This window comes from Sporosarcina beigongshangi (assembly GCF_033485195.1).
In the GTDB taxonomy this organism is placed as follows: domain Bacteria; phylum Bacillota; class Bacilli; order Bacillales_A; family Planococcaceae; genus Sporosarcina; species Sporosarcina beigongshangi.
In genome coordinates this window covers 87,226-99,845 of sequence record NZ_JAWLIR010000008.1, presented here as the reverse complement: position 1 = coordinate 99,845, position 12,620 = coordinate 87,226, and the positions used below count along the sequence as shown (strand labels likewise).

Below are 12,620 nucleotides of genomic sequence, written 5' to 3'. Positions count from 1 at the left end.
GGTTTTTAATTTTTAAAAGGAAAAGTGGTGCCTATGAAAATAAAAAAAGTATTCAATAACAATGTCGTTTTAACAGAAGATGTTAATCAAGTCGAAATGGTTGTTATGGGAAGAGGTCTGTCATTCCAGAAAAAAGTAGGAGACAGTATTGATACCGAACGAATAGAAAAGACATTCGTTATGCCTTCAGAGAGCTTTGCCAATAAGTTATCTGAGCTACTTGACGAGATCCCATATGAAATCATGTCACTTTCAAAAGACATTATCGACCTAGCAACGAAGGAATTACAGACAGAGTTAAATGAATCTCTTTATTTATCATTAGCAGATCATATCCACTTTGCCTTAACAAGGTTACATGAAGGGCTGTCTATTAAAAATGCACTGATGTGGGAAGTACAAAAGTTTTATAAAGAGGAATATCGAGTCGCACGCAAGGCATTAGATTTGATCGAAGCTAGAACTAAAGTAAGATTACCAGAAGATGAAACGGCTTCAATTGCGCTTCATTTGTTTAATGCAAGGCAAGATAGTGCTGGAATGGAAGAGACAATGGAAATGACGAACATTGTTAATGATGTCACGACGATTGTAAAGTATCATTATGGCATTGATTTTGAGGAAGAGTCTATGAACTATAGTCGGTTTATTACTCATCTTCGTTATTTTGCTTATCGAATGCTACGGGGTGAGTTAAATGATGATCACCAGGATGCATTATATGAGCAAGTGAAGAGTCAATATCCAAAAGCTTATGCGTGCACGGAAAAAGTTCAAGCTTATTTAAACAAGCAATACAAGATGGAAATGACAAAAGAAGAATTAACTTATTTTATGATTCATATCCATCGGGTTTCATATCGGGAAAAAAGTGAATAGATAAGTACAGGATTGTTACTGGTAGGCAGGCAAAACCTGAGGAGAAGCATAAATAGACAGCAGTCTGTTTGTATTCTCTTCGGGTTTTTTTCTTTCATTAAAATAGTTAGAACAGGAGGAAGAAGGATGAATAATAAAGAGTTAGGGAATAAAATTATTGACTTGGTTGGTGGAGAAGACAATGTTCAATCACTTGTCCATTGTGCAACACGATTAAGATTTAAGTTAGGGGACCATAGTAAGGCGGATAAAGAGGCATTGGGCAATATCCCAGATGTCCTGACAGTGGTAGAAAATGGCGGACAATTCCAAGTCGTTATTGGAAATAAAGTAGGGAAAGTCTATGCGGAAATTATGAAGGATCACAATATAAGTGCTGGAGATTCAGCTGACAAAGGAGACAATAAAAAGAAAGTCGGTACAATGGGGAAAGTTTTTGAATACATCTCCGGTACATTTTCACCTTTAATTCCTGCGTTGGCAGGGGCAGGGATGATCAAAGCATTACTGGCGATTCTATCAATTTTAAATTGGATAGACGTGGAAGGCTCGACCTATTCCGTATTAAATGCAGCATCGGGTGGAGTATTCTATTTTCTTCCAATATTTATAGGGATTTCGGCCGCTAAGAAATTAAATGTAAATTCATTTGTTGGTGGAGCGATAGCGGCAGGATTGTTGGAACCGAATTTTACAGCATTACTTAGTGCTACTGGTGATATTAGTTTTCTAAGTATCCCATTGATTGCAACGGATTACGCATCAACGGTCTTTCCATTGTTAATTGCAATGGCGATTTATGCTCCTGTTGAACGTTTTTTGAAAAAATATACACCAGATACAATTCAGTTATTCTTTGTGCCAATGGTAGGTTTACTAGTAATGGTTCCATTAACGGCGCTCGTCTTTGGTCCATTTGCGGAGTATATTAGTTTAGCAATTGCGTCTGCAATTACATTTTTGTTTGGCGTATCAAGAATTCTTACTGGGATTTTAATTGCAAGTGCTTGGCCAATCCTCGTTATATTAGGCGTGCATTGGGGTGTAGTACCCATTATGATCGATAATTTCACACGCGGTGGGGATATGATTGGTCCGATTACTGGAGCAGCTGTATTTGCACAGATAGGTATTGCATTTGGTATTTATTTAAGAGTTAAAGATAAAGATTTACGTTCCTTATCCTTTGCAGCGACATTATCAGGTCTATTTGCAGGAGTGACGGAGCCAATTCTTTACGGAATAATCTTAAGGTATAGAAAACTACTACCCTTATTGTTTATTTCGGGTGCAGTTGGTGGCGCAATTATTGCGACGTTTGATGTAAGAGTATTTGCATTTGCATTTCCTGGTTTCTTTACTATTCCAGCGTTTTCACCATTAGTAGGGTATAGTATCGGAATTGGTGCAGCCTTTATTTTGGCAACAATTTTGGCGTTTATCTTTGGAACGACAGGTAAGAAAAAACAAAATGAGGTAGTAAAAGAAAGCCCAACTATAGAAGTAACTAACAATGATTCAAAAGAAACATACGATTTAGCAACACCATTAGTAGGTAAAATGATTCCGTTAGAAGATGTGGATGATCCAGTGTTTTCAAGTGGTGTAATGGGCAAAGGTGTTGCTGTTGAACCAACAGAAGGCGTTGTTGTTGCCCCATTTGACGGAATGGTAGCCACATTATTTCCGACTAAACATGCGATTGGATTAGTTAGTGAAGATGGGGTTGAGGTGTTAATTCATATCGGGCTGGATACGGTTCAGCTGGAAGGACAACATTTCAATGCACATGTTGAACAAGGTGCTATTGTTAAAAAAGGCGATAAGCTCGTCACATTTGATATTCAGGGTATTCAAGAATCGGGTTATAGGGTAACAACGCCTGTGATAATTACGAATACGGCAAATTATTTAGATGTCATCCCCGTACAATCACAGCATGTTACGTTAAATCATAAGGTGCTAACCATTGTAAAATAAAAATTGAGGAGAGATAAGTATGGGACATTTTAAAGCGCAATTTCCAGAGAACTTTTATTGGGGCGGAGCAACAGCTGCCAATCAAATTGAGGGTGGATTTGATGAAGGTGGAAAGGGATTATCTGCAGCTGACTTTGTAGAATATATTCCAAAAGATCAACGAACAAAAGATAATGCAATGGAAATTACAACGGAACAAATACGAAAAACACTAAGTGGCGAATCAACTGCCCGTCATCCGAAGCGTGAAGGCATTGACTTTTACCATCGTTATAAAGAAGATATCGCATTGCTGGCTGAAATGGGCTTTACTGCTTTTCGTCTATCCATTCACTGGGCAAGGATTTTCCCGAACGGTTATGATGAAACGCCAAATGAAGCGGGATTACAATTTTACGATAACGTGTTTGATGAGCTAGCCAAATATAATATCGAGCCAGTTGTGACACTTTCTCATTATGAGACACCTTATGGCTTAACAGAAAAATACAATGGCTGGGTGGGTCGTGAGACGGTTGACCACTTTGTTCGTTATGCTGAAACGGTATTCACGCGCTATAAAGACAAAGTGAAATTATGGATGACGTTTAATGAAATTAATATGATTACGATTAGTCCCTATACAGGTGGTGGTATTTTATCGGACCAAGAAAAAGACCCTGTACAAGCGAAATATCAAGGGTTACACCACCAATTTCTTGCGAGTTCACTTGCAACTAAGAAGTTACATGAGATTATTCCCGGTGGACAAATGGGTTGTATGCTTGCGAGAATGAGTCACTATCCAAACACACCAAATCCTGTGGATGTATTAAAAGCACAACAAGATAATCAAAATAATCTATTCTATACAGATGTACATGCTCGTGGTGTTTATCCAGAATATTTGAACCGTTACTTTGCTGAAAACAATATTCAGATTATCAAAGAAGCTGGCGATGATGACATCATTAAACAATATCCAGTAGATTATATTTCAATGAGCTATTATATGTCTATGTTATCTTCTGCTTCACCAGAGGGAGAAGTAACAGAAGGAAATCTAATGAATAGTTTGAAAAACCCTTACTTAGAAGCTTCAGACTGGGGATGGCAAATCGATCCAATTGGTTTGCGGATTGCATTAAATGAGATGTATGACCGTTATCAATTACCGATCTTTATTGTAGAAAATGGTTTAGGTGCTTATGATAAAGTGGAGGAAGACGGTTCAATTCATGATGATTACCGAATTGATTATTTAAGAAAGCATGTTGAACAGATGAAGGAAGCAGTTGGTGATGGCGTTGATTTAATGGGGTACTTATCTTGGGCGCCAATCGATTTAGTATCCATGTCAACGAGTGAAATGTCAAAACGCTACGGCTTTGTTTATGTAGACAAAGATGATGAAGGCAATGGTACGTTAGAAAGAACTCGTAAGGATTCCTTCGACTGGTATAAAAAAGTGATTGAAAGTAACGGAGAAGAATTATAATTTTAAATAAAAACACATCGACGCCCAATGTCGATGTGTTTTTTTATGTATATAAAATTTATGAAGGAAAACTATTAATCTATGTCGAATAAGTGTGAATAGTCATATTAATCTCGCTGCAGAGGAGGGATGTCGAAAACCAGGTCAATGAGTAAGAAGGAAGATTCACAAAATCGGAAATAGGAGGTAAACAATGTGATGAAAAAGTTCAAATTTCGATTTCTTTTTGTAGTTGCACTCATGTTCCAAATGATGGTAGTACCGTATCATTTTTCAGCGGATGAATTAGATACGAGCTCACCTACTTGGGCAGCACCAATCGATTATCTAGCTATAGGCGATTCATTGGCAGCTGGTGTTACCCCGAATAAGGAGTTAGGAAAAGGCTATGCGGATTATCTTGCGGAACTTCTTCATAGCAATGGGGTATTGAAGTCCTTTAACAAAGGTTTCTCGGCACCGGGATATAAAACGACAGATGTGTTGAACGATATTCAAAAGAATGTGACAAAGGACATTTATGGGGTTGGTTACGCAGAAAAGACAGCACAGCTTCAACAATCTATTAAAGATGCTGAACTAATTACGATAAGTGTCGGGGCGAATGATATTATACCTTTACTACAAAAAGATCCCGCTACTGGAATGGCTTCAGTAGATCAGCATGCGTTATTACAAGCACTTCAGCAAGTCGGTATAAACTACAAAATGCTGATGGCACAAATTAACCAATTGAATCCTAAGGCGCAGGTCTATGTCATGGGTTATTACAACTCGTTCCCTTATATGCCAGCGGTAATGCAACCAGAACTTAAGAAAATGCAAGATGCGTTGAATCAAGCCATTGCAACTGGGATAGTAGGCACACAAGCTGTTTTAGTAGCAACGGGCGATCAAATTGCGGCAGATTATAAGACATACCTTCCAAATCCAGAAGATATTCATTTGAGTGAAGCAGGTTATAAGAAGGTAACGGAGCAATTTTGGTCAAGTATGGAGAAGACTTATCCTTGGGTTTCGGCGAATGCACTATCAGCCACAGCTATTGAAGGGAACTCAGTAAATCTAAACTGGCAAGCAGCTGTTGATAATGTAGGGATTGTAAGTTATGAATTGTTTAATGGGAAAGAAAAACTGGCGACAGTTAATGGGGATGCCACTTCTTTTAAAGTTGAAAAACTTGCGGAAGGTACAGCATATACTTTTTCCGTGATAGCAATTGATAAAGCAGGAAATAAGAGTATTTTTAATCCTACTACCACTGTGAAGACGAAAGGTTCAGCGGGAACACCAACTCCGAAGCCGACGCCAGCACTGTTCTCGGATATTGCAGGGACAAATTTGAAAGCTTATATTGAGCAAGCAGCGGCAGCGGGAATCGTTAGTGGATACAAGGATGGCACATTTAAGCCAAATGAAAACTTAACTCGATCACAAGCGGCTTCAATCATTGTACGTGCGCTAGGCATGAAAACAGATCAAGCAGCTCCATTTGGCGATATTGCTAACTTCTCTAATCAAACGAAAGCTGAGATCAATGCAGCATATAAATACGGTATCATACTCGGAAGTGGGGGTAATTTTAGACCGAATGCAGCAGTGACACGGGTAGAACTAGCGATGATGCTTGAACGTTCATATGTGTTTGCGACAGAATCATCTTATAAGGCTTCTGGACATCCACCGTTTTCTGATATAGGAAATTATAGTGCAGGTACAATTAACGCAATCGCAATGGTTTATGAATTGAAAATCGCGAGTGGATCTGCAGGCAAATTTATGCCGAATAATCCAACTACACGCGGACAAGCTGCAAAAATGTTTGTTAACTTCATGGCTTTGAGCCAAGCGAATTAATAGCATGTGAAAAATGGTCTCGACCTTCAGTCAATAGAAGGTGAGACCATTTTTTTATCTGGATGCAATTACGCCGAGGCTTAATTGATATCATAATAAACGCGAAATCGCATGAAATTCCGGTTGTTGCTCGTCAAATGTTGTAATATAGTCGAATCCAATCGATTGTAGCAATTGTAACGACTCGCGGAATTGGAAGGCGATATCGTCTGGTTTATGCGCATCTGAACCGAGTGTAATAATTTCACCACCACTTTGCTTGTAAAGCTTTAAAATATCGTCACTTGGCATTCCGTTCGTTAATCCATAACGAACACCTGACGTATTCAACTCAATGCCTTTCCCCTCGGGAATGATGACGTTGAAAATCTCACGTAGTTCATCGTGAAAAGGATTATCGCAATGTTGTTTCGTATAACGTTTGACAAGGTCAGCATGTCCGAGAATGTTAAATTGTTTGTAGTTTTGTACGCAGTACAATAACTCGCCATAATAAATCCCATATGATTTTTCAAGGGTTTTATTTTCAAAAAACTCACCAAAATGTAAACCTTTTTTCTCGACGGTATGCATGGAGCAGATGATGAAATCGAATGTCTCATTGTCCATTAATTCTTTGTACTGGTCTAAAACATGGGGCTGTACACCGACTTCAACGCCTTTTTTAATGCGGATACGGCCTTCGAATTGTTGTTGCATGTCATTGATTTTATTGGCGTATTGCTGTTTATCGAAATCAAAAATGAAATCTTCGTATGGATAGTCATAGTCGATATGCTCCGTGAAACAAATTTCTGTAAGTCCTTTTTTGATGGCGCCTTTAATCATTTCTTCCATTGGAATGGGGCAATCAGCAGAAAAAGAACTGTGTAGATGATAATCAAACATAAAAAACTCATCTCCTCTTGTTGACATTTTGTCTGTATACCCTTATAGTACTAAATAACTTTAGTGTAGTAAAGTGATAAAGTAGAGGTGTTGGAATTGGTTAGAAATGAAGTGTATCCCGAACGTATATTAGTAGACAATGAAAAAGTAGAACGAATCATTAAGACCATTAATAAACGTTTTACAACGTATGGCTATAAACGAATTAAAACATCGGCCTTCGAGCAATATGATTTATATTCTAAAGTGAAAAGTTCAATTAATCAAAATGAAATGATTAAGGTTATTGATTATACGGGGCAAGTGTTGGTATTGCGGCCAGATGTGACGATTCCAATTACGCGAGAATTGGCGGAGAATTATCCTAATCTAGCAGATGAGCTGCGTTACTTCTATGTTCAAGAAGTGTTTCGTCAGCCTGGGGATCGTAATGATAGTATTGAAAGTACACAGGCTGGTGTTGAATACTTTTGCCAAAGCTCAGCAGAGGCGGATGCAGAGGTCATTGCACTTGCTTGTCATACGATGAAGGATTTAGGCTTCATGGATATTAAAATCGAGATTGGTCATGCGGCATTTTTCAATGAGCTGGTGCAGGATCTGCCCTTGACAGCACAACAAATTAAGCAGTTGAAAATACTCATTCAAGCGAAAAATGTTGTGGAAATTGGTCCATTCCTTCAACGACTAAACATTGATGAGGGAGTGCGGGATGCCATTGAGCGAATTCCATTCCTCTATGGTAACCCAGAGGAAGTGAGTGAACGCGCACAAGGGATTGCTTTGACACCGAAAATGCAAGATACACTCGATTACTTAATGGATGTTTATCACATATTGAAAATGTATGGGTTGGAGCAGTATATCGTCAGTGATTTAGGGTTAATCAACCATATGGGCTATTACTCAGGTGTTATTTTTCAAGGCTATGTTGAGAAGTTCGGTAAGCCAGTGTTAATGGGTGGGCGTTATGACCAACTAGGTGACGAGTTTGGTGCAACATTGCCGGCAATTGGCTTTGCATGTGAAATTGAATCATTGGTGAAGGCGAAGGAAAGTAGAGAAGTTAGTTCCCGTTTTCCAATTGATGTCAACATCATTTATGACGATACGCGGTTAGAGCAGGCTATTGGGATTGCGAATGAATTGCGAGAGAGAAACTATAGCGTGTTATCATTTCCGATGCAAAAGAAACAAGTGAATCGTCAGCAAAGTGTGTATACCATTCAACTTGAAAAAGAGGGCAATCGACTGAATTATAAAGAAAAAACCATTCCATTTTTAGATTTGAAAGAGGTTTTGGGTTTACTTGTAGGGGTAAAGGGGGCTACACAATGACACATCTTACCGTTGCGATGGCGAAAGGTCGCACTGCTGATCAGGCATTCGGATTTTTGGACAAGGCAGGTATCCGATTTTCTGAATTTCATGATGCCAGTAGAAAACTAGTCATCTATGATGATGCTGACAAAGTGAAGCTTATTTTTGTAAAGGCTGTAGATGTACCCATTTACGTAGAAAAAGGGGCAGCGGATATTGGCATTGTAGGGAAGGATACGATTATGGAAGATCCTGTAGATGTCTATGAGCTTTTGGATCTAGGCATTGGTAAATGCCAGCTGGCAGTCGCTGGATTTCCAGATAAAGAGTTTTCAAGTAGTACTTCATTGACGGTCGCGTCGAAATATCCATCTGTCGCCAAAGAGTATTTTGAAGGTAAGGGTATTCGTGTTGAAACGATTAAATTGAATGGTTCCGTTGAATTGGCTCCTCTCATAGGTATGTCGGACGTCATCGTTGATATTGTAGAATCGGGTGCAACATTAAAGGAAAATGGTTTAGTCGTTTTAGAGGAAATTGCCGATGTCAGTGCACGATTGATTGTCAATAAGGCGAGTTACGCAACGAAAACGACTCAGATTCAGCAGTTCATCTCAGACTTAAAAGTGGCATTGGAGTGATGGGTTCATGCGAATTGTAACTGTGGCGCAATATAATGATGAAAACAGCCAGGCGAATGCTGTGCAACATAACGACCTCGATTTTGATAAAACTGTGCTTGAAATAATCGGAACAGTTCGTGAAAGTGGAGATGAGGCATTGCTAAGCTATACCGAGCAATTCGACGGTGTGCGATTGGAGCGGCTTATTGTGACGGACGAAGAGTTTGAGGAAGCACAGACGCTTATTACGGAAGAGTTTCTGCGTGCATTACGGAAAGCGAAGAACAATATTTCAGTATTTCATGAAGAGCAGAAAGAAAAATCCTGGTTTATTAATCAAGACAAAGGGATTGTGCTTGGGCAGAAAGTGACACCTCTTGAGAGTGTAGGCATTTACGTGCCAGGCGGAAAAGCGGCGTATCCATCTACAGTTCTGATGAATGCTCTACCAGCGAAAATTGCAGGTGTTGGAAAAATTGCGATGGTGACGCCACCGCAGCGAGACGGAAAAGTGAATCCACATGTTCTCGTGGCAGCACGGGAAGCAGGTGTCGATGTTGTCTATAAAATAGGCGGTGCACAAGCAATTGCGGCGTTAGCCTATGGTACGGAAACGGTAGAAAAAGTAGTGAAGATTACAGGACCGGGAAATGCCTATGTGGCACGTGCGAAAAAATGGGTGTTTGGGGATGTCGCGATTGATATGATTGCGGGTCCAAGCGAAATTTGTGTTGTAGCGGATGATACAGCGGTAGCAGAGTATGTCGCTGCTGATTTACTATCACAAGCGGAGCATGACGAGCGTGCGACAGCGATTTGTGTGACGACGAGCGCAGCGTTTGCTGAAGCCCTACAACAACAAGTGGCCGAGCAAATGGCGTGTGCGGATCGTAAGGACATCATTGAAGCGTCAATCATGGATAACGGCCGTATCGTGCTCGTCGATTCGCTGGATGAAGCATATAACTTCGTCAATGAGCTGGCGCCGGAGCATTTACAGCTCATGGTGGAAAATCCGATGGAGCAATTGACCTTCATTCATAATGCGGGAGCCATCTTTTTAGGAAACTATTCACCAGAGGCATTAGGCGATTATATGGCAGGACCTAATCACACGTTGCCAACAAGTGGCACATCGGCATTTTCTTCGCCACTAGGCGTGTATGATTTTATGAAAAAATCAAGTATTATCCATTATACAGCGCAAGCGTTGCAAGACGTTGCGGATGATATTATCACGATTGCGAATGCAGAGGGCTTAACGGCTCATGCAAATTCGATTCAAGTAAGAAAGGCGGAATACAATGCGTAGTAAATCGATTTCAAGGCAAACGGCAGAAACGAAGATTAAGCTAGACTTCGCCATTGACGGTAGTGGGGAAACAGATATTCAGACAGGTGTAGGGTTTTTCGATCATATGCTGACATTATTCACAAAGCATGGACGATTTGATTTAAAAGTAGATTGTGATGGGGATACAGAAGTGGATCAGCACCACTCGGTTGAAGACATCGGCATCGTATTAGGACAAGCGTTTTATGACAGCATTGGTACGAAAGAAGGCATTGAGCGCTATGCGACAGTGTCAACACCAATGGATGAAGCACTTTCTACAGTGTCTCTCGATATTAGTGGCCGTTCGTTTCTCGTCTTCAATGTTGAAGGCATGAAGGACAAAGTCGGTGATTTCGATACGGAACTCGTGGAAGAATTCTTCTTAGCTTTTACCAATAATGCAAAAATCAACTTACACATCAATTTACAATATGGCAAAAACACACACCATATTATCGAATCGATTTTCAAAGGCTTCGGCAGAGCGTTGCGGGTAGCGAGTACGATTAATCCGGATGTAAAAGGTGTACCATCTACAAAGGGAATGCTTTAAGGTTTATCTTTTGCTTGTGCTGCTTGAATGTAGTAGGAAACTAAGCGCAGGTGCCTTAACGGGGGCAGCCAACCGAACAACGGAGAGTTCGGTTTGTATAATTTCTGTGCTCTTTGCAGAAATTATACAGAAAATGCAAAGGAGCAACTGGCTTATGGCGGGAGGGCATCCCCCAGCACCGTAGCGGATTTGAAGGAAATATTTATATAAGCACTATAAAAGGGGGTACCAACATGATTTTATTTCCAGCCATCGATATTCGAGATGGGAAATGTGTTCGATTAATTCAAGGGGATTACGATCAAGAAATTATTTACAACGATTCACCAACTGCGATGGCGAAAGAGTGGGAACAGCAAGGCGCTGCTTACATTCATGTTGTGGATTTGGACGGAGCAAAAACGGGTAATTCATCGAACAAAGAAGCGATTCGAGCGATTGCTGCGAGTGTATCTGTCCCTGTGCAAGTCGGTGGAGGCATTCGGAATATGGAAATCGTCGATGCACATATTGCATCAGGCGTCAGTCGAGTGATTATCGGAACAGCCGCCATCCAAAATCAGCAATTTCTAAAAGAAGCCGTTGACAAGTACGGTGACAAAATTGCGGTGTCTATCGATGCAAGGGGCGGCTTTGTGGCGACAGATGGTTGGACAGAGTTGAGTGATGTCAAAGCGGTTGACCTGCTGCAACAGCTAGTAGAAATTGGCGTGAAAACGGTTGTCTATACCGATATTTTGAAAGACGGCATGCTACAAGGTCCTAATTTAGTTGAACTAGACATGATGAATAATGCATCGAGCATTGATATTATCGCATCAGGTGGCGTTTCTACAGAGCAAGATATCGCAAAATTACGCGAATTAAATATGTACGGCGCAATTATCGGCAAAGCGTTATATGAAGGGAAATTATCCTTAGTTAAACTATTGGAGGACGACAACGATGGCAAGTAATCGAATTATTCCATGCTTAGATTTTGATAACGGCAAGGTTGTAAAAGGGAAGAAGTTTCTTGAGGTGAAAGAAGTTGCAGATCCACTCACATTGGCTAGAAAATATGTGGCTGATGGTGCAGACGAACTGGTATTTTACGATATTGCTGCCTCAACGAATAACCGTGCCATGTTTCTTGATTTGATTGCCGAAATTGCGAATGAAGTGCCGATTCCATTTATCGTCGGTGGTGGTATCCGGACGATTGAAGATATCCAAAAGGTTTTTGATGCAGGTGGCGATAAAGTGTCTATCAACAGCGCGGCGCTGACGAATCCATCTTTAATTGAAGAGGCGGCGAAAAAGTTTGGCTCTGGACGCATTATCTTGTCGATGGATGTCAACGAAGTGGGGCCTGGTAAATGGTCGGTATTTGCCAAGGGTGGCATGGAAGATACGGGGATGGACGCCATAGAATGGGCGATTGAAGGCGAAAGACTAGGTGCCGGCGAATTAGTCGTCAACAGTATTGGAGAGGACGGCGTTAAAGATGGTTATAACCTCGAATTGACACGCACAATTGCAGAGGCCGTCACGATTCCTGTCATTGCCAGCGGTGGTGCAGGTAAGCCTGAGCACTTCCGTACCGTATTAACAGAAGGAAAAGCTGACGCAGCGCTTGCAGCATCGGTTTTCCATTTTGAAGACATTCACATTGGTGAATTAAAAAACTACTTAGCTGAACAAAATACATCTGTTGGGAATGACTAA

General features: G+C 40.6%; 11 protein-coding genes. 10 read left to right on the top strand and 1 reads right to left on the bottom strand.

Going from position 1 to position 12,620, the window contains the following annotated elements:
• Positions 1-33: 33 nt before the first annotated feature.
• The 4 genes from licT (at position 34) to R2B77_RS06315 (ending at position 6,193) form a co-directional block, all read left to right on the top strand.
• Complete coding sequence (gene licT, locus R2B77_RS06330) at positions 34-879, top strand: BglG family transcription antiterminator LicT (protein WP_203247157.1); 846 nt, start codon at positions 34-36, stop codon at positions 877-879.
• A gap of 126 nt (positions 880-1,005) precedes the next feature.
• Positions 1,006-2,859: a beta-glucoside-specific PTS transporter subunit IIABC gene (locus R2B77_RS06325; RefSeq protein WP_203247158.1), complete on the top strand. Its 1,854-nt coding sequence runs from the start codon at positions 1,006-1,008 to the stop codon at positions 2,857-2,859.
• 19 nt (positions 2,860-2,878) lie between these two features.
• On the top strand, positions 2,879-4,336 hold the full coding sequence (locus tag R2B77_RS06320; protein WP_203247159.1) for a glycoside hydrolase family 1 protein: 1,458 nt from the start codon (positions 2,879-2,881) through the stop codon (positions 4,334-4,336).
• Between the two features lie 198 nt (positions 4,337-4,534).
• A complete protein-coding gene (locus tag R2B77_RS06315) occupies positions 4,535-6,193 on the top strand; it encodes an S-layer homology domain-containing protein (RefSeq protein WP_203247160.1) in 1,659 nt (552 codons plus the stop codon).
• A 90-nt stretch (positions 6,194-6,283) separates the two neighbouring features.
• Here R2B77_RS06315 and R2B77_RS06310 read toward each other — a convergent pair whose 3' ends face one another.
• A complete protein-coding gene (locus R2B77_RS06310; RefSeq protein ID WP_203247161.1) occupies positions 6,284-7,081 on the bottom strand; it encodes a histidinol-phosphatase HisJ family protein in 798 nt (265 codons plus the stop codon).
• A 96-nt stretch (positions 7,082-7,177) separates the two neighbouring features.
• On the opposite strand from R2B77_RS06310, the gene hisZ reads away from it, so the two are divergent.
• The 6 genes from hisZ to hisF all read left to right on the top strand — a co-directional run bounded on the left by hisZ (position 7,178) and on the right by hisF (position 12,620).
• Positions 7,178-8,419, top strand: a complete 1,242-nt coding sequence (hisZ, locus tag R2B77_RS06305; protein ID WP_203247162.1) for an ATP phosphoribosyltransferase regulatory subunit — start codon at positions 7,178-7,180, stop codon at positions 8,417-8,419.
• Positions 8,416-9,042, top strand: a complete 627-nt coding sequence (hisG, locus tag R2B77_RS06300) for an ATP phosphoribosyltransferase (protein WP_203247163.1) — start codon at positions 8,416-8,418, stop codon at positions 9,040-9,042. Before hisZ ends, hisG begins: the two co-directional genes overlap by 4 nt.
• 7 nt (positions 9,043-9,049) lie before the next feature.
• Complete coding sequence (hisD, locus tag R2B77_RS06295) at positions 9,050-10,336, top strand: histidinol dehydrogenase (RefSeq protein ID WP_203247164.1); 1,287 nt, start codon at positions 9,050-9,052, stop codon at positions 10,334-10,336.
• On the top strand, positions 10,329-10,913 hold the full coding sequence (gene hisB / locus R2B77_RS06290) for an imidazoleglycerol-phosphate dehydratase HisB (protein ID WP_203247165.1): 585 nt from the start codon (positions 10,329-10,331) through the stop codon (positions 10,911-10,913). The genes hisD and hisB overlap by 8 nt, the downstream gene beginning before the upstream one ends.
• 233 nt (positions 10,914-11,146) lie before the next feature.
• Complete coding sequence (gene hisA / locus R2B77_RS06285; protein ID WP_203247166.1) at positions 11,147-11,869, top strand: 1-(5-phosphoribosyl)-5-[(5-phosphoribosylamino)methylideneamino]imidazole-4-carboxamide isomerase; 723 nt, start codon at positions 11,147-11,149, stop codon at positions 11,867-11,869.
• Positions 11,859-12,620 carry an imidazole glycerol phosphate synthase subunit HisF gene (hisF, locus tag R2B77_RS06280; RefSeq protein ID WP_203247167.1) on the top strand — a complete coding sequence of 254 codons (762 nt, stop codon included), beginning with the start codon at positions 11,859-11,861 and terminating at the stop codon, positions 12,618-12,620. Before hisA ends, hisF begins: the two co-directional genes overlap by 11 nt.